The sequence below is a fragment of the Pseudomonadales bacterium genome (genome assembly GCA_024234165.1).
Taxonomy (GTDB): Bacteria; Pseudomonadota; Gammaproteobacteria; order Pseudomonadales; family UBA5518; genus UBA5518.
Map to the genome: position 1 here is coordinate 207,323 of JACKOP010000002.1, position 21,189 is coordinate 228,511.

Consider the following 21,189-nt stretch of genomic DNA (forward strand, 5'->3'; position numbering starts at 1 on the left):
CACAAATCCATTCAGTGCGGGCGCTCCTTGTATTTCGCAAGCACGGCGAACGGATTCTCGCGTGTCTGCACGCCGGTTTCCGTTACATCCGGCTCACCTGTCATCCCCGTCCCTTGCACCTCGCATTCCCCCTGCGGGTGGCGCGGCGCGAACGGCAACGCGAGCAAAAGCTCGTCTTCCACCAGATCGAACAGGTCGCCCGGCTCTTCGCCGACCACGATGCCGTCGAAACGCTCAGGCAACGACGCGATCTCGCTCTCGCTCCAGACCATCGCCATCTGCACTTCCGTATCCACCGGAAGCTGCATCGCGCCAAGACAACGCTGGCACTGCAGTGTCAGCTCTGCTTCGACGTGCCCCTCGATGATGCGGTGACCTTCGTCATCGATGCCAAAATCGAGTTCGACCGTCACCAACCCGTCACGATCCACCAACTCCTGACCGATCCGCTGCAACTCGTCGAGCGGAATCACTCCGCCGACATGCGCACCGGATGCCGCCAGCTTGCGGAAATCGACATGTCGCGTAATCCGGGGAATCGACATAGGCGCGCAATGATAGGGTTGCCCTCGAATACTGTCAAAAAATAAATGATTGAAAATACCGCATTTTTCTGCGACGTTCGGCACCCTGCCGCTCACCGCTGCGAACGTCCATGACCGCACTGATCCTCGCCTCCAGTTCCATCTACCGCAAGCGTCTGCTGCAGCGTCTCGGCCTCGAGTTCCACTGTGTGACTCCCGCCATCGACGAAACCCCGCGTCCCGGGGAAACGGCAAAGAATCTGGTGCTGCGACTGAGTCGCGACAAGGCTCGCGCTGTGGCAGCCCGCCATCCGGGCGCGCTGGTCATCGCCTCGGACCAGGTCGGCAGCAACGACGGACGCATCCTCGGCAAGCCCGGCACCGTCGAACGCGCCTGCGAGCAACTGCTGTCCATTTCATCCCGAGAGGTCCGGTTCCTTACGGGACTCTGCGTGCTCGACACCGCCAGCGGGCGTGAACTGACGAGCGTGGAGAGCTGCACGGTACACCTGCGCCGGCTCGATGTGGCCGCCGTTCGCGATTATGTGCAGCGCGAGCAGCCTCTGGACTGCGCCGGCAGCTTCAAAATAGAGGGCCTCGGCATCGCACTGTTCGAGTCCGTCCGTCTCGACGACCCGACCGTACTCGAGGGCTTGCCGCTGATCCGGCTGGTCGATTTCCTCGACCGCATGGGCATGCCGGTACTCGCTGCCCACACGGCTCCCGGCTGAAGCCGATATCAATGCTCAGAGCACCCCGCGTCGGCCGGACAACGGTCGCACCGAAGGTTCCCACGCCAGAATCTCGAGCAGCGAGTCGACGATCGACTCCGGCGCATGACGCAACAGCCGTTCGCGCGAGTGCACTCCGTGGCTGATCCCCACACTGCGAATCCCGGCGCGCGCCGCCATCTCGAGGTCGTATTCGGTATCCCCGATCATCACGGCACGATCACGATCCACGTCCAGCTCCGCAACGATCTCCTCGAGCATTCGCGGGTCGGGCTTCGACGCCGTCTCGTCAGCGCAACGCGTGGCATCGAAGCACTGCACCAGATCCAGCTCGTCCAGGATCCGGTTCAACCCGCGCCGGCTCTTGCCGGTAGCCACTGCCACCTGATGACCACGGCCGCGCAGTTCATCGAGCAGCACACGCGCCCCGGGAAACAGCACTGCCGGCTCGCCGTCGGCAGCGAGAAAACGCTCCGCGTACGTTGTGCGGAAGCGCTCCACGCGTGGAGCGTCCAGACCGGGATAGAGCCGTGCGATGGCCTGCGGCAGGCCGAGCCCGATCACGTCGCCGAAATGCCGATCCTCGAGATCGTCCAGTCCCTGTTCGAGAGCAGCCTGGCGCAGGCACGACACGATCCGGTTCACCGAATCCATCAGCGTGCCATCCCAATCGAATATATAAAGACGCTTCACCGTGGCAGCATCTCAAGAAAATCCGTCAACGCGGGATCCAGCGGTGCACTGACCCTGAGCGGCCGCCCGTCCGGGAGCACCAGGTCGATCGCGCTCGCGTGCAGGAACAGTCGTCTGAGTCCCAGCTCGCGCATGCGCCGGTTGAACTCGCGATCACCGTATTTCTCGTCTCCGGCAACCGCATGCCCGGATACCTGCGCATGCACCCGGATCTGGTGCGTACGACCGGTGAGCGGTTGCGCCTCGAGCAAGGTGGCATCGCGGTAATGTTCGAGCACGCGAAAATGCGTCTCGGAAGCCTTGCCCTCCTCGCTTGCACGCACCACACGCTCACCGGAGCGCACCGTGTTCTTCTCCAGCGCCGCGGTGACACGCAGCAATCGTTTCGGCCAGCGACCGGCCACCAGCGTGGCGTAGGTCTTGGTGATCGTTCCCTCGCGCAGCGCCTCGTGCAGATGACGCAGCATCGAGCGCTTGCGTGCGATCATCACACAGCCCGAGGTCTCACGATCGAGGCGATGCACCAGTTCGAGCGAAACGCAGTCGGAACGCATCGCGCGCAGCGCCTCGATCAAACCCAGCGACAGCCCGCTGCCGCCATGTACCGCGAGGCCACTCGGCTTGTCGACCACAAGCAGCGCTGCGTCTTCATACAGGATGCGCCCATGCAAGGTCTGTCGCAGACCGGCGCCCGGAACCACGGGAGCACGCTCGCTGGTACGCACCGGCGGAACCCGCACGCGGTCACCGGCTACAAGACGCTGATCAGGACGTGCGCGCGCGCTGTTCACGCGCACCTCTCCGCTGCGCACGATGCGGTAGACACGTGAACGCGGCACTCCTTTCAATCGTGCAAGCAGGAAGTTATCGAGCCTTTGCCCTGCGTGTTCCTGGTCGACCTCGACCAGTTCGACCTTGGCCGCACGTTCTTCGATCTGCACATACATGCTCGAATATTACCATTTCTGCTGCTAATTGAAGCACTTATCCGACATTGTTATACTCCGCTCCGCTTTCGACCCGCTCCGGTATCCGGGGCCTGACCCGAACAGGTATCTCGCGACGCTTCACACCGCATGGCGGATGCGACACGTAACGCGACCCCGGGGCATGAAATACGGATCGGAGCAAACGCAGCACAGCAGCGCCGACGAGTGAAACAGGAACGTCACGGCGCGCGTACTGCCGCCGGAATCCGCGCAAGCGGAACCGGCAGACGCAAGGTACCGTTGGCTCGACCACGGAATGCTTGACGAGATTTTTGTGCGGGCCGCTGGCGATCGCGCCCTGCCCGCCCGACCGGACAAGACTGAAGACGCATCCCCCGGCGCCAGATCATCTGCGCCGTCGTGGGACGGACGCAGCAAGACGGGGACGAGGGACCCGCTGCTGCAAGCGCGCAAACCAGACTTCGAGGACGCAAGAACGCTCTTCACGACAAGCAATAGAACCCGTATCGGATAACCGACGGTACCAAAGTCCCAGCAACCTGCTTACAGGACATTGGTAACCATGAAACGCATGCTCATCAACGCAACCCAGCCGGAGGAGTTGCGGGTCGCACTGGTCGATGGCCAGCGACTGTACGATCTGGACATCGAGAACCGCAACCGGGTCTCGACGAAGGCCAACATCTACAAGGGCCGCATCACGCGCGTCGAGCCGAGTCTCGAGGCGGCGTTCGTCGAGTTTGGTGCCGACCGTCACGGCTTCCTGCCGCTCAAGGAAATCGCGCGCGAATACTTCCAGGACAACGGCAGCGACGATGCCCAGGGGCGTCAGCGCATCCGCGATCTGGTCAAGGAAGGCACCGAGGTCGTGGTGCAGGTCGAAAAGGAAGAGCGCGGCAACAAGGGTGCTGCACTCACCACGTTCATCAGCCTGGCAGGTCGCTACCTGGTGCTGATGCCGAACAATCCGCGCGCTGGCGGCATCAGCCGACGCATCGAAGGCGACGACCGCAGCGAACTGCGCGATGCCCTGAACGCACTGAAACTGCCCGACGGGATGGGCATCATCATCCGCACCGCAGGCGTGGGCCGCTCGGCCGAGGAGCTGCAGTGGGATCTCGATTACCTGCTGCATCTGTGGCGCGCGATCATCACCGCAGCCGACGAAAAACGTGCGCCGTTGCTGATCTACCAGGAAAGCAACGTGGTCATCCGCACGATCCGCGACTGCCTGCGCGCAGATATCGACGAAGTGCTGATCGACTCGCAGGAAGCCTTCGACAAGGCCGTCGAGTTCATCGACCTGGTGATGCCGAACTACCGCAACCGCGTGAAGCAGTACCAGGATCCGATCCCGCTCTTCAACCGTTACCAGATCGAGGGGCAGATCGAGACCGCATACCAGCGCGAAGTGAAACTGCCTTCGGGCGGTTCGATCGTGATCGACCCCACCGAGGCACTGGTGTCGATCGACATCAACTCCTCGCGGGCAACCAAGGGGCAGGACATCGAGGAGACCGCGCTGCAGACGAACCTGCAGGCGGCTGACGAGATCGCGCGCCAGTTGCGTCTGCGCGACATGGGCGGCCTGATCGTGATCGACTTCATCGACATGAGCAGTGCGCGCAACCAGCGCGAGGTGGAGAACCGCTTGCGCGAGGCACTGATACCGGATCGCGCACGCGTGCAGATCGGCAAGATCTCGCGCTTCGGCCTGATGGAGATGTCGCGCCAGCGGCTGCGCCCCTCGCTCGAGGAAACCAGTTCGGTCACCTGCCCGCGCTGTTCGGGCCAGGGATCGATCCGCGACACCAAGTCGCTTGCACTGTCGGTGCTGCGCCTGGTCGAGGAAGAAGCAGGCAAGGAGCGCAGTGCGCAGATCCGCACGATCGTCCCGGTCGAGATCGCCGCCTACCTGCTGAACGAGAAGCGGCGCGCAATCATCGACATCGAGCAGCGCAACCGGCTGCACGTGATGGTGATCCCGAACCCGCACATGGAAACACCGCACTTCGAAGTGCAACGCCTGCGCGACGACAACGCGCTCGCACACAGCGACGAGCCAAGCTTCCTCGCAATACCGGAAGCACCGCCTCCGGTCGATCTGGTCACGCGTACCGCCGAACCGGTCAAGGCGCCAGTCGCCGCAGTGCAGTCCATCACACCACCAAAACCCGTTCCGGTCGCCGAACCGAAGCCGGCTGCCGCTGCACCGCAGTCGACCGCTGCAGCAGCCGTTCCCGCACCGGCCCCAGCGCGCCCCGGCTTCCTTCGTTCGTTGCTCGACACGCTGTTCGGCGGTGGCGCCAAACCAGTACCGACACCGTCACCCGCCCCTGCTCCGTCGGCAGTGGAAGCGTCCGCTGGCAGCAGGCCCGAGCGAGGTCCGCGTGAGCGCGGCGACGAGGGCGAGCAGCGCAGCGGTTCGCGCCGCCGCCGTGGCGGTTCCGGACGCGGTCGCAGCGGCACCGAGCGCGAAGCGCGTGGTGAATCAACACGTGGCGAACGCCCTGCCCGCGCACAGCAAGAAACCGAATCCCGTGACGCCCGCCCGCCGCGCAGCGAACAGCGTCGCGAGCAACGCCCCGCCCAGCGCCCTGAAGACGCGCCCGAGCGGCGCCCGGCGGGCCAGCAGCCACGCCAGCGTGGCCCGCGTCAGCGTGGCGACCTCCCGACGGGCGCGCCTGTACCCGGAGCCGCTCCGAGCGAGCAACCCGTAGCAGCAGCGACAACGGCTGTAGCCACAGAGAGTGCGCCAGCCACGACACACCACGAAGCCCCTGCGACACCCGAGACCGAGACAATCCGACCGGTTGACGCCGCCACGACAGAGGCAACCGACGCAATCGAAGTCGATGGCAACGCTGCTCCCGACACTGAACGCACCCGACGCTCGCGTGGCCGCCGTGGACGTGGTCGCGGACGCGGCGGTGTCGCCACGGAAGCAGTCACGACCGACGGTACGGACGGCGAACAGCAGCCTGGCCAGATGGAACTGATCGGCACGCTGGAAGGAGAATCAGCGGAAGACAGCACGGCCGATCAAGCACTGACGGCTCCCACGTCGGCGGTCGAAGCCGACGAGCCGACACCTCCCGAACTCGCATCAGGAGGCACGACAACGCAGGCTGCTCCACAGACCGATGTCGCACCTGCAGAGGTGGCGACTGCGGCAACCGAAGTCGCACCAGCCAGGAAACCGGTGGAGACGCCGCCGAAAACGCCAGCGGCCACGCGAACCGTCGTCGTACGCCCCGTGGGTCGCGCGGCCAACGATCCGCGTATCAAGCCGCGGCGGATCACGGAAGTGGAGATCGTCACCGAAACGCTGCAGATCGACCCGTCGCGTTTTCCACCCGTCGCACTGCCGCGCCCGACGCGCCAGACACCTCCGCGCGCAGCGAACGACCCGCGTCTTGCGCGCGCATCACGCGTGGCGGAATCGCAGGGTAGTGCAGCGCTCGATGTGAAGACGGAGCACGACGAGCCGGCCCACGATATCGACACGGCGCACTGAGCCGCAGCAACAGCCGCTGCCGGAAATGAACCGGCAGCGGCTATACTTCGCGCGTCCTGGAGGGGTGGCAGAGCGGTTGATTGCACCGGTCTTGAAAACCGGCATAGGCTAATACCCTATCGAGGGTTCGAATCCCTCCCCCTCCGCCAATTCACGTTCAAATTCATCCGATGAGCTTCGCCACCTTCCGCGCCCGGTACCTGGTACGCTTCTGGGCGCCCATCCCGGCCTTGCTGGCGTTGGGTGTTGCCTCCGCCTACTACTTTGCCATTACCGGAACCTTCTGGGCTGTTACTGGCGAATTCACCCGCTGGGGTGGGCACATGGCCGCATGGATGGGCTTCGCTCCGCAGCAATGGAGCTATTTTCAACTGATCGGCCTGAACGGCACGCCCATGGATCGAATCGACGGGGTGATGATCATCGGCATGTTCGCCGGTGCGTTGACTGCTGCGCTATGGGCCAACAACGTGCGGTGGCGCTGGCCAGCCAGCAAGCGTCGACTGGCTCAAGGCCTGGTTGGTGGCATCATGGCCGGCTTTGGCGCACGTCTCGCCATGGGCTGCAATCTGGCGGCATTTTTCACCGGCATTCCGATGTTTTCGCTGCACGCCTGGGCCTTCATGCTGGCTACGGTGGTCGGCGCGTGGTTCGGCGTCAAGATCTGCCTGTTACCTTTTTTGCGTACACCGCTGCGCCTTGATAGTGAACCGAGCGAACTGTTCGCCAATGCCGATGCATTGGCGTCACGGGCGCGTCGACAGAATCTTCTTGGTATCGGAGTATTTGCGCTGGCCTTGGGTTTTGCCACGTGGCGCTTCAGCGTCTCGCTGCCTCTGGGAATGGCCGCACTCTTTGGCCTGTTCTTTGGTGCCGTGATCGAACGCGGCCAGGTGTGCTTCACCAGCGCGGCACGCGATCTGTGGACCACCGGTCGTACCCATATCGCCCAGGGGATCCTGCTGGGCATGACGGTGGCATGTCTCGGCACCTTTGGCGCCATCATGCTGGGCGCCACGCCAAAGATATTCTGGATGGGTCCCAACGCAATTCTCGGTGGGCTGCTGTTCGGCATCGGCATCGTTCTGGCCGGCGGCTGCGAAACCGGCTGGATGTATCGGGCAATGGAAGGCCAGGTGCACTTCTGGGTGGTGGGCATCGGCAATGTGACAGGCGGCACCCTGCTCGCAATCTACTGGGACAGACTGGGTGGTCTGCTGGCATTGCCATACCCCAGGATCAATCTGCTGGAGCGCCTCGGCTCCGGCCCCGGCCTGTTGCTGAGTCTGCTCGGACTGATGCTGAGCATGATCCTGGTGCAACTGAATGCACGGCGCTTTGTCGTGAAGCGGAATGCCGGACAATGAAGGAACGAATCGATCTGTCTCTCGATCTGCGCGGTGAGCATTGCCCGTACAACGCAATCGCCACACTCGATGCTCTGGGCAGGATGCAGCCGGGACAGGTGCTCGAGGTTGTCACCGACTGCGCCCAATCGCTGAACGGCATCCCCGAGGATGTGCAAACCAGAGGCTATGACTGCCTGGCAGTGGAACAGCACGGATCCCTGTTCCGTTTTGTGCTGGGCGTGCCAGCGCTATGACGCCAAGCATGAAACCCCGCACTGTCTTGCCTCCCAGTTCCACTGGACCCGCTTGACCCGGTTTTGTGAGAGACCGAACCGGGCCGTGTCGGGCATGTCCGACGGCATAGTCGCCATCTCGCATTCTCTCTGCAAGGCAGGTGCAAAGCACCTTGTTGTACCTGTGTACCCTGTGGGCGCGAGGGGCAAAACAACGGTTACACTCATGTTTTAACGAATATTTGCGTATCAGCATCATTTGGGGCAGATACATCAATTGATAGTTTTGCGATGACCTTGCCCTGCTGATACGCGTCGAGCCGGAAGTCAAAGAAATGTCGCCTTGCACGTGTTGCGCTTTCAGGGACTTCCCAGAACGAGAACCCCTGGTCGAGCCGAATGCGGATCGATCTACCTGATGAAAACTCGAGTTCACAGTAGCGACCGTGAGGCCGCGATGCGTGGCTCTTTACCACGGCATTAATGCCGCAGAACTCCAGTGCGGATGCCAGAGCAGTGTCTCGATCCTCACTCTTGATCCAGTCGTGCCAAACTTTGCTAGGTAAGTGCGCGACCTTTCCTGTTCTGTCGAAAGTTTGCCCGTACACGCATACGCGTGTGCCTGAGTCAGTTGTTGCGCGAGAGCAAAGCTCATGCAGTACGGATCCCAATATCGCGCAAGACACCGGATTGCGTACATATCGGTCCGAGTAAGTGGCCTTGATGAGCGTGTCTGAACCTGTAATAGCTGTTCTGACGGGTTCGCTGCGCTCGCACAGAAGCTCCCAGAATCGGGCACCGAATTCCGACACTTGGCCATCCAGTTCGCTTCGTAGCTCCAGTTCGACCGCCGATGAAATGCCCTGACGCAATTCTGTAATCGTGACGCTACGTGGTTGCTTCGGACGGGCGGCGTGCCCCGCAAGTAACATCGCGCCGGCCGCCGATACACCCCAGTACCGACCAGGAGTCCCGGTGTCGGAGTCATCCGCCGCCCACAGCATGTGCTCGGTGTTCGACGCAAGGCTGATGACCGGATGGAAGCCACCCTGCATCTGTGCGGGAATTGCCTCCTCAATCACGATATCGTTTACCGCGAAGGCCATTAGTCTGTAAAGCGCTTCCTCGTCCAGGCTGGCAGTCGCTCCTTGGGGTAGAACCAGCCTCACTCGGTAGCCACGCGTCTTCCAACTGGCGACGCGGTTACGTAGGCGCTGCGCGGAGCTGCCCAAGTTCCGCACTTCGTGCCCGGTTTTGGCGGGGTCGCCGCTAGCCACACTCCATGATTTCAACGACTTGGGCGTGCCGCAAGCCCGATTTCCAGACAATCGTGTTGTGTCACGCCTTAACGTTTTGATGGCTTTAATGGCGGGTTGGCATGTGATAGCGTTGACACATGTACACGCGCATCACCCGCTCCGGCGGCCGGAGCTACCTGCAACTCGTCGAAGGCTTCCGCACCCAGGCCGGGGTGCGCCAGCGCGTGGTCGCCAACCTCGGTCGCCCGGATGAGCTGGACGGCAAGAAACTCGATCCACTCATCCACGGCTTGCAGCGTGCGCTCGGTCGCGTGCCGATCTCGGCACCCGTGCCGGAGTACGACTCGGCACAGGGCGCTGGGCGATGTGCATGCCCTGAATGAACTGTGGTCGAGTCTGGGTTTGGGCGATGCCGTACGTCAGGCCCTGCGCTCCTCGCGCCGCGCATTCGATGCCGAGGCGATGGTGCGGGCGATGGTGTTCAACCGCCTGTGCACCTGATTCCAAGCTCGGCTGTCTGGAATGGCTGGAGACGGTGGCGATCCCGGGCATGCCCGAGGCGGTCTCGCACGATCACCTGCTGCGCACGCTGGATGCGCTGATGGATCGCGCCGGAAGGTCGAGGCGAAGGTGGCCCAGCTGTTGCGGCCGATGCTCGATCAGCAATTGTCGGTGGTGTTCTACGATCTGACCACGGTGCGCATCCACGGCGAGGGCCATGTTCCCGAGGATGTACGTGCCTATGGCATGAACAAGGAAACTGGCGGCATCGCCCGGCAGTTCGTGCTGGGCGTGGTGCAGTCGGCCGAGGGTTTGCCGCTGATGCACACCGTGCATGCCGGCAACGTTGCCGAGACCGCCACCCTCAAGGCCATGCTCGAACAGGTGCTGGCGCGCTTCCCGGTCGAGCGGGTGATCCCGGTCGCCGACCGCGGTCTGCTCAGTCTGGACAACATCGCCCAGATCGGCGAGCTGGCCCGGCAGACCGAGCGCAAGTTGCAGTTCATCTGGCGGTGCCGGCACGGCGCTACGCAGAGCTGGGCGGCACGCTCGATGCGATGAGCTTCGGCGAGGGTCTGGCCGAAGGCCGCTTCGCCGAGCACCGGCTGGTGGTCGCGCACGATCCGACCCGAGCGGCCGAGCAGACGGCCAGCCGCCACCAACGCATCGCCGAACTGGAAGCCTTCGCCGACCAGCTTGTCGCCAAGCTCGACGCGCAGGACAAAGGCCTCACCGAACGCGGCCGCAAGGCCAGCGACCGCGGTGCCTACAGCCGCTTCCAGCAAGCCGTTGCCGAGGCCGAGTTGACTCGCTTCGTGAAGCCGCAATACCACGCCGAGCGCTTCAGCTATACCCTCGACGAGGCGGCCATCGCACGCGCGGAGACCTTCGACGGCAAGCTGGTACTGCTGACCAATGTCGAGGACTTTACAGCCGCGCAGATCGTCGAGCGCTACAAGAGCACAGCCGACATCGAGCGCGGCTTCCGGGTGCTCAAGAGCGACCTTGCGATTGCACCGGTGTACCACCGCCTCCCGGATCGCATCCGCGCGCACGCGCTGATCTGCTTCCTGGCGCTGCTGCTGTATCGGGTGATGCGCATGCGCTTGAAGCAGCACGGCAGCGTCCACAGCCCGAAGACCGCGCTGGAGCTGCTGCGGCGAATCCAGCAGCACCGCGTCACTATCGGCACGCAACACCTGACCGGTATTGGCAAGATCACACCCCAGCAACTCCAACTCTTCGAGGCCTTGACCGTCAAAGCACCCGCCTGAAGCGCTTGTTGTGGCATTTTTGACTTACGTCACCAAGTCAAATCAAACACTTGCGTGATTAGCTGCGGAACTTGGGGAGCTGAGTTCCCATATATCGGGCTCGCCCTGCAGGTACACCGCGATCTCGTCGTGAACACCCCTGGCGAGTTCACGTTCGACCGCTTCTAGGATCGGGGCGGTTTCTGCGACTGTGCTCGAGCCGAAGATGCGACTCTCTTTAGGGACGCTCAGCTGAGTGAGCCATGTGGGGTTTATCCATGCTAGTGCCGCGTTTCGATCCAGCCGGTCGGCCTCAAAGCGGGTATCGAATCCGAGTAAACATTTCTGGCAGGCGTGCTGGCAGGTGCAGGTCAACGTTGTTGATGACGCGATGCCAAAGCGAGGGGTCGTTGACGCGGCTAGCCGCTTGGGATGTGTAGCCGCCGCTTCCTAGGTCAAAGACTTGAATCACGCTCGCAGCCTGTCCCATTTGCTGGATGGGTTTGCTATCGCAGCCCAGTTCCTCGCTCTGAATACCCAGTTCGGTCGCAATGGCGTTTCGTAAGGCGACTGCGATGGAGTACGCTGTGACCGAATCGTTCAACCAGACTGAGCATGACCACGGTAATCGATGGCGAGCTGATCACGCTTTCTGATGGTCTGCAGCCGTGATGTGATATTGCGAGGTGTCCGGCATTGGCGCTGCCGGTGTCGACCGCGTTTTGGGTGCGACGCAACCGCAGCGCCCGGCGGCTGCGAGGCGCTGTGGCGACGGTCTGACGATGGCTCAGAAGACCGGGTCGGACGGCTCGTCGGGGATTGTGAGGGGCAGTTCGAGCTGGGTGCGCTCGGCGCGCTGGGCGGCGTACTCAGCGGCGGTGTGGCGATGGTGGCGACGGATCTGCACGAAGTAGCGCGACTCGAAGGCGCGGATCACCTCGTAGAGGAAGTCGAGGATGTGTGCCGCGCCCTCGTCGCTGAGCTGCTCGGGGAATTCGATGGGGTGGTGCCGGGACGATTTCATGGTTGCCGGCTCAAGCGCTGGTGAGCCGGGTACGGCGTGTGCTGGCGGGTTGGCCCGGGGGCGTGAACACATCGAGGTACAGCTTCTCGTCGAGTTGCAGGAGTTCGCGCTGCGCGGCGCCGGCGAGCAGCTCTGCGGCCATGGTGGTGAGCGCGCGGTAGTTGCCCATGGCGTGGTCGCAGACGGTGTGCATCAGCTCGGGTGTCATCAGAGCGGGGGCGCCGGCGCTCGCGAGCAGGTGCTTCAGGCAGGCCAGCAATTCCTCGCGGCTGGCGTACTCCAGCGAGAGGCGTGCGCGGATGCGCGAACCGAGCGGCAGGAGTTCGTCGCGGCGCAGCAACTCGTTCAGGCGCTGGTCGCCGGCGAGCACGACGCTCAGCAGGCTGCGCGAGTCGAAGTGCGCCGAGGCGAGCAGGCGCAACTCCGAGAGCACGAGCGGGGCGACCTGTTGCGCCTCGTCGATCAGCAGCACGGGGCGAAGCCGCGTGCTCTCCAGATGGGCGATCCAGCGGGTGCGCAGGGCCTTGAAGCCCATCCAGCGGTTGTGCGGGCGCAGCTCCACGGCGAACAGATCACCGAGCTCGCGGTAGAAGTCGGCGAGGTTGGCGCTCGGGTGCGTGAGTGCGGCGACGGTCAGATTCGGCACGGGGGCGAGGCGCTCGGCGATCAGGCGCAGCGCCACGCTCTTGCCCGTACCGACGTCGCCGCTGAGGCGACGTCGAGTCGCGGATCGGCAAGATGGGACTCGATGCAGTCGAGCAGACGCAGCCGGCGCAGCTCGCTGCGTCGCAGTGTCGCGTCGGCACCCTCGGCGGTGTCGGGCACAAGCCCGCTGGTCAGCCTCAGCAGTGCATCGACCAGCCCGGCACGCTGGGTATCGGTGATCACATTGCGCTGTCGCCAGACCGACACGACGAAGTCCCTGACGATGCGTGCCTGCCCGCAGTCGGTGCGTATCGGGGCGGCGAAGCGCGTGCCCGGATCTCCCAGGTGGCGTCCCAGCAACCGTTTGGGTATGCGCACGTTGATCAGCCAAGAACCGGGCTCGAGACTGCGCCAATGCGGCATCTCACTGTCCAGGACCACCATCTGGCCAGCCTGCGCGCACAACTCCTGGTCGCATTGCCCCACGCGGAACCCGCCGCGCAGCTGCAACGGCAGGTACCATGACTCGGGCGCCTGCGGACTCGGCTGTGCGACCACCATTCGCTGGGCCGAGCCGGAGCGGATCTCGGCGAACTCGATATCCGCTAGCGACCAGCTGTGATAACGGGTTCGGAACGGCCCGGAGGCAAGATCGGCCGTGATCGTCACCCCGGGATAACGTCGGCCCAGAAAGCACTGCCATTGCGAGGCATCGATCCACTCTCCACGACTCGAATCGGCAACCATGTTCCGGATACCTGTGCGCCTGGAATGCACTCACGTTAGCCGCAAGACGATCAGCCTGTCGATGCCTTGGGCTCGATGTGCGCCAGCGAGACCCCGAATCCGCACTGTGCCGCCGTTCCGAGCACGAACTCCCGGTACCGGCGGAACAGTCCGCCCAGATGCGCATCGATCTCCGCCTGGCTGTAATCCAGCGCGTGCTGACAGGCGACGCCGCAGGCAGTTGCCCGCTCGAGCGCCGACTCGGCATCGTCCGTATCGAAGTAGACGTTCATGACTCCCTCGCCGTGCCGAGCCAGAAAGCCCGACACCGCGCTGTCGTGCTCGCGCCCGGGCAACGGGGCACACAGTTCGATGCCTACGCTCCAGGCAATGGCAACGGCGATGCCGAATGGCGCCCCGGTCCAGTTCGCATCGCAAAACTCGGCACCCAGGAGGTCATGGTAATAACGCCTGGCGGCTTCGATATCCCGCACCGCCACGATGATCCGGTTGATTCCCCTGACGCTCATCAGCCCCTCCTGCTCCGGTTGTCGCGGGCGGGTGAGCACCCACCTGCAGCTGCTGTAGATAGTAGGTACGCAACCCTCCACTTGCCATTGCAGGAGCGACCGAAAATTGTTGTGGATGTGCACAGACATCCGCCCAGTAGGGCGACCTTCAGAGGGTGTCGCAAAACGCTGCGCAGCGTGTGACGATACCTTTACATCGGGGGGCGTGCGCCGCAGGGATGCGGCGCTGGGGCCTACAGGGATGTATTTACGGCGTCCCACCGGTGTGAAGGTATCGTCGCGCGCTGCCCACATCGACGGCAGGAGACTTTTGCGACAGCCTCTTCAACCCGGCGGGATTTCGCCACCATCGCCCGCAGCGTCGGTATGAATGGCGACCTACGATCCGTGTCCAGCCGTGCCTGCAGTCACCAGCCCATGCGTTCTACGGCATCCGCAACGGCGAGCAGGCGTTCGGCTTGCGCCACGTGCAGGTTCTCGACCAGGCGATTTCTCACCACGACCACTGCGCTGCCACGCAGCTGGGCGTCCTGCCAGGCGGCAATGATTTCATGCGCCTCGGCCAACTCCCTCGCCGCCGGTGCGAACACCTCGTTTGCCGTCGCCAGCTGGCCGGGATGGATCAGTGTCTTGCCGTCGAAACCGAGATCGCGCCCCTGTACACACGCGGCGTGCAGGCCAGGCGCATCGTGCAGCTCGAGATGCACGCCATCGAGAATGTCGATGCCATGGGCACGTGCAGCAAGCACGCATTGACCAAGCGCCGGCAGGAATCCCAGCCGTTCCGGCGTATGCCGCACGCGCAGTTCGCGTGCCAGATCCGAGGTACCCATGAGGATTCCAGCCAGCCGCGGATGGGCGCCGGCGATCGAGTCGATGGCAAGAATGCCGCGTGCGGTTTCCGCCATGCACCACAGGCGCAATCCGTCTGCCACTCCCGCTCGTTCGAGTAGCTGCACGGCCTGCAGGACGTCTTCAGCCGACGAGACCTTGGGCAGCACGAGGCCATCGGCTCCCGCATTGGCGAAGGCACGCAGATCGTCGCCCCCCCATTCGGTATCCAGCCCGTTGACGCGCACCAGCAACTCACGCGCGCCATAACCACCCGTGTCGAGCGCCGCCATGATCTGCCCGCGAGCCTCGACTTTTGCAGCCGGCGCGACCGCATCCTCGAGATCGAGGATCAGCACGTCAGCGGGCAATTCACGCGCCTTGGCCAGAGCGCGCTGGTTCGATCCCGGCATATAGAGCGCCGAACGGCGCGGTCGAAACGGCCTATCTGATTCACTCATTCCGTGCACCCCCACTCACCAGTCTCGCTGCGTTCAGGCTCCAGATGCCTCGGTCCGATACACGTGGCAGCTTTCCGGCAAAACCATCACGTCGACGGCTTCCTCGAGCAGGCTGCTCATCAGTTTTTTCTGCTCGTGGACACAGCCACTGCTGAAACAAAGCAACGATCCACTGCCACCGACCCGGTCGACCAGCACCTCCTCGACCCGACGCGCCACCGCCTCGCCCGGGTCGATGATGCGCACGCCCGAGCCCACCAGATCCTGAATCGCTGCAGCAAGGAAGGGAAAATGCGTACAACCAAGCACGATCGTGTCCGCCCCTGCCGCCAGCATCAAGGCCATCCAGTACGCGAAAGCGCGCGTGGCGAGTCTGAAGGTGTTCCTGTCGGATCCCGACGTGCCGATCGACACCAATCACCTGGAGCGCGGCCTGCGGGTGATCCCGACCGGACGGCGCAACTGGCTGTTCTGTTGGACCGAGATCGGTGCCGAGCGGGTGGCGGTGATCCAGAGTCTGCTGGTGACCTGCCGGCTGCACGGCGTGGATCCGTATGCCTACCTGGTCGATGTGCTGCAGCGCATCAGCGAGCACCCGGCCAGCCGTGTCGTCGAACTCACGCCGCGCGAATGGAAGACACGCTTCTCCCACGATCCCATGAGATCAGTTCTCGCATACGGGAAGATATAACGGTCTGGTTTGGCCGCTTACAGACGGACTGAGGTTGCGACATGAAGCGAGCCCCTGAATATGCCCGGGGCCAACGCTAGCAAACCGAACTGGCCGAACCTTTAGCCGGTCCATCATTTCACTACACCAAAGCAGCAATGATCGCTGCCGCTGGCTGCTATAGTTCCGCGCTGCATGAATACCCCCAAAGGCCTCGAGCCACTGACTGACGACGGCGTGATCACCGCTGTGAGCCGGGCCCTGAAGAGCGGCAAGGAGCTGCAGGCCGGCCTGCTCCGGTGCGGCATCGACGCCCCGTTCGAGATGGACCGAAACCGCCTGACGTTCAAGAGCCACCTGTTCGGTGCGGGAGCGCACGACCTGGAGGCGCTCATGGCAACAACGGTTACCGGAACCTGCGTCGCCCTCTGACGATCATCTGCAACGCGGCCAGGCCGGTCAGCAGCAACCAGCCGCCGGCCGGTACGCGAAAATTCCAGTGGGGGATTGTGCACCCTCGGGCAGGAAGCCCTGCAGCACAGTTTCCGGACGCTGGTGCCCGATTCGCACATTGATCCTGGCTGCGCCAGCGGCCTAGAGTCGCCAGTCATGGATCGGGATGTTTATCAGCTCGAAGCCGAGGCGCAGAAGCTGCCGCAGGAAGACCGCGCGCGACTGGCCCGACACCTGATCGCCACGCTCGATCGCGGTGACGACCTGCATGACGGTCAGCCCTCGCTGGACGAAGCCGGTCAGCGTTTGTCGACCTGGCGTCCGGGATGAGAGTGCCGGTTGGATATCCCGGGCCTGCCCGAAGCGCCGCCGACTGCTGTAATCTTGCGCTGCATGAAAACTCCCAAAGGCCTCGAGCCACTGATTGAAGACGGCGTGATCAGCGAGGTCATCCGTGCACTGAAAAGCGGCAAGGAAGCCTCGGTATACGTCGTGCAATGCGGGGCGGATCTGCGCTGCGCCAAGGTCTACAAGGACATGGGTCAGCGCAGCTTCCAGGCGCGCGCGCAGTACCAGGAAGGCCGCAAGGTGCGCGGCAGCCGGCAAGCCCGTGCCATGCGCCGCAGCACCAACTATGGTCGCAAGGAACAGGAAATCGCCTGGAAGAACACCGAAGTCGAGGCGCTCTACCAGTTGGCGGCAGTCGGCGTGCGCGTGCCCGCCCCTTACGGTTTCTTCAACGGCGTGCTGGTGATGGAACTCGTGACCAGTGCCGACGGCGGCTCGGCTCCCAACCTGGGTGAGGTCGATCTGTCAGCAGAGCTGGCGCGCGACTATCACCGCTTCCTGATCAGCCAGATCGTGCGCATGCTGTGTGCCGGCCTGATCCACGGCGATCTCTCTGAATACAACATACTGGTCGCAGCCGACGGCCCGGTGATCATCGATCTGCCGCAGGTGGTGAGCGCATCGGGCAACAACAACGCACAGGCCATGCTGGCCCGTGACGTCGACAACGTCACCGCCACCCTCGGCCGCTTTGCACCGGAACTGCTGGGCACACGCTTTGCCGGGGAAATGTGGGCGCTCTACGAGCAGGGCCTGCTGCGACCGGACAGCGTGCTCAGCGGCGAGTTCGTCAGCAACGAGGTCGCAGCCGACGTCGCCACCACCCTGCTCGCCATCGAGGACGCGCGCGACGAAGCACTGCGCCGTCAGCGCGGCCGTGCAGCCGCGGAGCAGGCATGAATATCGAACTGACGGCCCACGAGGCGCGCCTAATCGGCTGTCTGATGGAAAAGGAAGTCACCACACCCGAGCAATACCCGCTGTCGCTCAACGCACTCACCAATGCCTGCAACCAGAAGAGCAACCGGGACCCGGTACTCGACCTCGCCGAGACCACGGTGCAGCAGGTGCTGGATGGACTGCTGAAGAAACATCTGGTCAGTGACCGTTCCGGTTACGGCGGACGGGTGACCAAGTACAAACAGGTGTTCTGCAACATGGAGTTCGGACCCCTGCAGTTCACCGCCATCGAACGTGCGATCATCTGCGAACTGCTGGTGCGCGGGCCACAGACACCCGGCGAGTTGCGCACCCGCTGCAACCGCATGGCCGCCATCGCCGAGGTGAGCGAAGTCGAGACCGCACTGCACAGCCTCGCCGAAAACCTCAGCGGCCCCTTCGTGGTGAAACTGCCGCGTTTGCCGGGCACGCGTGACGCACGCTGGGCCCATCTATTGAGCGGCGAAGTCCCGGTCACGCCGGTTGCAGACGAAACGCCGGCCAGCGCCGCACCCCGCAGCGGACTCGCCGAGCGGGTGCAACAACTCGAGGCGCAGGTCGAAAGCCTGCAACAGGCGGTGGACGAAATCCGACGTCGATTGCTGACCTGAGATCTCGGCAAGCCGGCCCTGCCCAAGGCAGTTTAGGCTCACCATGTCGCGCTGGGCGACGTTGACCATGCCGACGACATCATCACGATAAGCCGCCGGATCCGAGATGGTGGCCGTGTAAACAAACTGCGCATCGGCCCCGGGACGTACGCCCAGGAAGCCAGCCATTCCACCCTTTTTCTCGCCGCCCGTCAGGGTGAAGAAATCCGTGCCACCCAGCAGCGGTTCGGCCAGGCTCACGACGACATCACCATCCTTGGCCGGCGGCGCATTGTTGCCAAAGTTCGCCTTGTAGCCACCTGGAGCTGACTCACCCTTGGGACTTGCGGCCGGCGTACGAAAGGCAATACGTGACTGTCCCGGCAACAGGCCAACCTGCGCAATCGGCGCATGCCGCTTCGAAGGGTCCATTCGTCACGCCGCTGAACCGTACCCAGCGGTTCAACGACGAATGCCCGATCCAGTTCCCCGTGCCCATTGGCGTTGGAGTGAACGCTCGCCAGAGGTAGTAACTCGCCTCCGAGAATCCGTGCCGATGGTCCGGCGCTTCACGCCCCGTTCTTGTGCTGGCGGGGAGCAGTCTTCAGACTGAACCACCACCCGCTTGCGCAAGGACGCGCAGCCGATGCATGCCCACGGCAGGGAAGCCGCCGGTGGACTCGTCTACGAGCGCCACCGCCCCGAGGAAACGCAACTCTACCGGCTGGTGGAGCGGCACTATCCCGCTTTCGTCGAACACTTGGCCGAACAGGGCAAGGCCTTGCCCGCGTACGTGGAGAAGGAATTCGAGGCATACCTGAAATGCGGGCGGCTCGAGCATGGGTTCTTGCGGGTGCGCTGCGAGTCCTGTCACTGCGAGCGACTCGTCGCCTTCAGCTGCAAGCGTCGTGGTTTCTGCCCGAGTTGCGGCGCGCGGCGCATGGCGGAGACCGCCGCGCTGCTGGCCGACGAGGTGCTGCCGGCGCTGCCGCTCAGACAATGGGTCATCAGCTTCCCGTTCGCGCTCCGCTTTCTCTTTGCCTCGTGCCCCGAGGCGCTCGCCCGGGCGCTGGAGGTGATCTACCGCCTGCTGGCGACGCACCTCGCGCACAAGGCCGGGTTTGCGCGCAAGGAAGCCGCCACCGGTGCGGTGACGCTGGTGCAGCGCTTTGGCAGCGCGCTCAACCTGAACATCCACCTGCACCTGCTCTGCCTGGACGGTGTGTATACACAGCGTCCCGACGGGGGCCTGCGCTTCAGGCGGGTGAAGGCGCCGGATCGGGAGGAACTCGAGTGCCTGGTGCGGCGCATCGCCGAGCGGGTCGGTGGGGCGCTGGAGCGCATGGGCCTTCTCGCACGGGACGCCGATGCCGCCTGGCTGGATCTGCCCCCCGCTGAGGACGCGGATGCAATGACTCAGCTCATCGGCAGTTCGGTCACTTATCGCATTGCGCTCGGCCCGCAGGCCGGGCGCAAGGCGCTGATGTTGCGCACGATCACGCCGTTGGCGGGCGAGGACCCGACAAACGAGCGGGTGGCGAAGGCCTATGGATTCTCCCTGCACGCGGGTGTGGGCTGCGAGGCGCACCAGCGCGAAGTGCGCGAGCGGCTGTGCCGGTACATCGCCCGCCCGGCGGTGGCCGAGCAGCGGCTCACGGTGAGTGTGCAGGGGAAGGTGGTGTACCTGCTCAAGACGCCGTACCGGAACGGGACGACGCATGTGGTGTTCGAGCCCCTGGACTTCATCGCCCGCCTGGCGGCGCTAGTGCCGCGCCCGCGCGTAAACCTGACGCGCTACCACGGGGTGCTCGCGCCGAACCACCGCTGGCGTGCCGAGGTGACGCCGGCCGGAAGGGGCAGGGGGAGCAGGGGAGCCGCGCAGCCCGGGAGGTCGGCGATCGAGCGGCATGCAGCGATGACCTGGGCGCAACGGCTGAAGCGCGTGTTCGACATCGACGTGGCGAGCTGCGTGCGCTGCGGCGGTGCGGTCCGTGTCATTGCCAGCATCGAGGACCCAGCGCTGATCGAGCGGATGCTGGCTCACGTGCGGGAGAGAGGCGCAAAGGTCGAGCCCGCGCGTGGCCCGCTGTCGACAGGGCCGCCGGTGATGGCGTGAGTGGCGCCTGCGCGAGGCGCGTGGATTGGGAGCAGGGACGCTGGCGATCGGCAGAGGCTGGTGCTGTGCCGAGGTGGGGCGTGGCGCGATTCGTTGAGGGATTTCGGGGTGTGGAAGAGTGCTCTGGCCAGGACAGGCAGGTCGTGAACGCTGTGAACGCCGACGATCCGCTGCTTCGACCCGATTCGAGCACTGCTGCAGCCTGGCGGGCAGGGTATCGAGCGGGATCGCTCCGGCCAGACAGGTGCTTTATCCTGCCTATGCGTCATGGACCATATCGGCCCCCCGGACCCGCTACTGGTCGGCCGTGCCCACGTGGTGTACGAACGAGGTGAGCACGCCGGCAGCCCGCTGCTGTAAACCCGCACGGCCCCCATCGACCATCGACCTTGCCGCCCTCCGGGCGGCCATTTATCGAGACCGCGCCGAAGACCGGTAACTGCCATGGCCACGGGGCTGCGCCACTCCGGACACAGCATTTCCCGCCAAGACTGGATCGGGGAGACGCCCTCTTTCCCCCGCCCAGACAAGTTCCGAACTTTCCCTACGCCAATTTGAGACGAGCGGTTAAACTGCGGCGCGTGAACGCCCAGCCCCCACCCCACCTTCGCCCTTTTCGACAACAATCTGGATGCCACCGAGGCGCGCGGCGCGCCTGCTTCTCACCGATCTGCAGGAAGCCATCGAGTGCCGCCACACGGACGACTGGCAGACTACCCTGCAACGCCTCGAGGCTGGCTGCCCGCCAAGGCGCACGGGTCGCTCTGGCCGCCAGCTACGAGCTGGGCTACGTGATCGAACCGCGCCTGCGCCCCTGCTCCCTGTCGGCAGTGGCCAACTGTTCAC

General features: G+C 64.1%; 20 protein-coding genes, 1 tRNA gene and 1 pseudogene. 12 read left to right on the forward strand and 10 right to left on the reverse strand.

Annotation, left to right across the window (positions count from 1 at the left end; genetic code table 11):
* Window positions 1-11: 11 nt before the first annotated feature.
* Entirely contained in the window at window positions 12-641 is a 630-nt protein-coding gene (locus H7A12_06655) for a DUF177 domain-containing protein (protein MCP5320494.1), read from the reverse strand.
* Between the two features lie 14 nt (window positions 642-655).
* Here H7A12_06655 and maf point away from each other — a divergent pair, with 14 nt between their 5' ends.
* Window positions 656-1,255: a septum formation protein Maf gene (gene maf, locus H7A12_06660; protein MCP5320495.1), complete on the forward strand. Its 600-nt coding sequence runs from the start codon at window positions 656-658 to the stop codon at window positions 1,253-1,255.
* A gap of 15 nt (window positions 1,256-1,270) precedes the next feature.
* Here the strand turns inward: maf and H7A12_06665 are convergent, their stop codons facing one another.
* A complete protein-coding gene (locus H7A12_06665) occupies window positions 1,271-1,909 on the reverse strand; it encodes an HAD-IA family hydrolase (GenBank protein MCP5320496.1) in 639 nt (212 codons plus the stop codon).
* Window positions 1,910-1,944: 35 nt separating this feature from the next.
* On the reverse strand, window positions 1,945-2,895 hold the full coding sequence (gene rluC, locus H7A12_06670; GenBank protein ID MCP5320497.1) for a 23S rRNA pseudouridine(955/2504/2580) synthase RluC: 951 nt from the start codon (window positions 2,893-2,895) through the stop codon (window positions 1,945-1,947).
* Window positions 2,896-3,460: 565 nt separating this feature from the next.
* Between rluC and H7A12_06675 the strand changes: the two genes are divergently transcribed.
* From H7A12_06675 to yedF, 4 genes are all read left to right on the forward strand, one after another.
* On the forward strand, window positions 3,461-6,415 hold the full coding sequence (locus H7A12_06675; GenBank protein MCP5320498.1) for an Rne/Rng family ribonuclease: 2,955 nt from the start codon (window positions 3,461-3,463) through the stop codon (window positions 6,413-6,415).
* A 58-nt stretch (window positions 6,416-6,473) separates the two neighbouring features.
* A tRNA-Ser gene (locus tag H7A12_06680) sits at window positions 6,474-6,564 on the forward strand.
* Between the two features lie 21 nt (window positions 6,565-6,585).
* Window positions 6,586-7,782 carry a selenium metabolism membrane protein YedE/FdhT gene (gene yedE / locus H7A12_06685; GenBank protein MCP5320499.1) on the forward strand — a complete coding sequence of 399 codons (1,197 nt, stop codon included), beginning with the start codon at window positions 6,586-6,588 and terminating at the stop codon, window positions 7,780-7,782.
* Window positions 7,779-8,018 (forward strand): sulfurtransferase-like selenium metabolism protein YedF, encoded by a 240-nt coding sequence (yedF, locus tag H7A12_06690; protein ID MCP5320500.1) that lies wholly within the window; start codon window positions 7,779-7,781, stop codon window positions 8,016-8,018. The genes yedE and yedF overlap by 4 nt, the downstream gene beginning before the upstream one ends.
* A 203-nt stretch (window positions 8,019-8,221) precedes the next feature.
* On the opposite strand, the gene H7A12_06695 is transcribed toward yedF, so the two are convergent.
* Entirely contained in the window at window positions 8,222-9,103 is an 882-nt protein-coding gene (locus H7A12_06695) for a hypothetical protein (protein ID MCP5320501.1), read from the reverse strand.
* Between the two features lie 290 nt (window positions 9,104-9,393).
* Here H7A12_06695 and H7A12_06700 point away from each other — a divergent pair.
* Window positions 9,394-11,031, forward strand: a pseudogene (locus H7A12_06700) (IS1634 family transposase).
* A 766-nt stretch (window positions 11,032-11,797) separates the two neighbouring features.
* Here H7A12_06700 and H7A12_06705 read toward each other — a convergent pair.
* From H7A12_06705 to H7A12_06730, 6 genes are all read right to left on the reverse strand, one after another.
* Window positions 11,798-12,034 carry a hypothetical protein gene (locus H7A12_06705; GenBank protein ID MCP5320502.1) on the reverse strand — a complete coding sequence of 79 codons (237 nt, stop codon included), beginning with the start codon at window positions 12,032-12,034 and terminating at the stop codon, window positions 11,798-11,800.
* 10 nt (window positions 12,035-12,044) lie between these two features.
* The gene (locus tag H7A12_06710) at window positions 12,045-12,788 is read right to left on the reverse strand and encodes an AAA family ATPase (protein MCP5320503.1); all 744 of its coding nucleotides are present in this window, start codon (window positions 12,786-12,788) and stop codon (window positions 12,045-12,047) included.
* A complete protein-coding gene (locus H7A12_06715) occupies window positions 12,701-13,426 on the reverse strand; it encodes a hypothetical protein (GenBank protein MCP5320504.1) in 726 nt (241 codons plus the stop codon). The genes H7A12_06710 and H7A12_06715 overlap by 88 nt, the downstream gene beginning before the upstream one ends.
* A gap of 50 nt (window positions 13,427-13,476) precedes the next feature.
* A complete protein-coding gene (locus tag H7A12_06720; protein ID MCP5320505.1) occupies window positions 13,477-13,935 on the reverse strand; it encodes a VOC family protein in 459 nt (152 codons plus the stop codon).
* Window positions 13,936-14,342: 407 nt separating this feature from the next.
* On the reverse strand, window positions 14,343-15,227 hold the full coding sequence (locus tag H7A12_06725) for a CoA ester lyase (GenBank protein MCP5320506.1): 885 nt from the start codon (window positions 15,225-15,227) through the stop codon (window positions 14,343-14,345).
* A gap of 33 nt (window positions 15,228-15,260) precedes the next feature.
* A complete protein-coding gene (locus H7A12_06730) occupies window positions 15,261-15,572 on the reverse strand; it encodes an aspartate/glutamate racemase family protein (protein ID MCP5320507.1) in 312 nt (103 codons plus the stop codon).
* On the opposite strand from H7A12_06730, the gene H7A12_06735 reads away from it, so the two are divergent.
* The 6 genes from H7A12_06735 (at window position 15,541) to H7A12_06760 (ending at window position 20,343) form a co-directional block, all read left to right on the forward strand.
* Window positions 15,541-15,918: a transposase gene (locus H7A12_06735; GenBank protein ID MCP5320508.1), complete on the forward strand. Its 378-nt coding sequence runs from the start codon at window positions 15,541-15,543 to the stop codon at window positions 15,916-15,918. The two genes, H7A12_06730 and H7A12_06735, sit on opposite strands and share 32 nt — an antisense overlap.
* 174 nt (window positions 15,919-16,092) lie before the next feature.
* The gene (locus H7A12_06740; GenBank protein MCP5320509.1) at window positions 16,093-16,329 is read left to right on the forward strand and encodes a hypothetical protein; all 237 of its coding nucleotides are present in this window, start codon (window positions 16,093-16,095) and stop codon (window positions 16,327-16,329) included.
* Window positions 16,330-16,506: 177 nt separating this feature from the next.
* Window positions 16,507-16,680 carry a hypothetical protein gene (locus H7A12_06745; GenBank protein MCP5320510.1) on the forward strand — a complete coding sequence of 58 codons (174 nt, stop codon included), beginning with the start codon at window positions 16,507-16,509 and terminating at the stop codon, window positions 16,678-16,680.
* Window positions 16,681-16,743: 63 nt separating this feature from the next.
* Complete coding sequence (locus H7A12_06750) at window positions 16,744-17,598, forward strand: serine protein kinase RIO (GenBank protein ID MCP5320511.1); 855 nt, start codon at window positions 16,744-16,746, stop codon at window positions 17,596-17,598.
* Window positions 17,595-18,248, forward strand: coding sequence for a DUF480 domain-containing protein (locus H7A12_06755; protein ID MCP5320512.1), 654 nt, complete (start codon window positions 17,595-17,597; stop codon window positions 18,246-18,248). Before H7A12_06750 ends, H7A12_06755 begins: the two co-directional genes overlap by 4 nt.
* Window positions 18,249-18,873: 625 nt before the next feature.
* A complete protein-coding gene (locus tag H7A12_06760; protein ID MCP5320513.1) occupies window positions 18,874-20,343 on the forward strand; it encodes a transposase in 1,470 nt (489 codons plus the stop codon).
* Window positions 20,344-21,189: the final 846 nt, after the last annotated feature.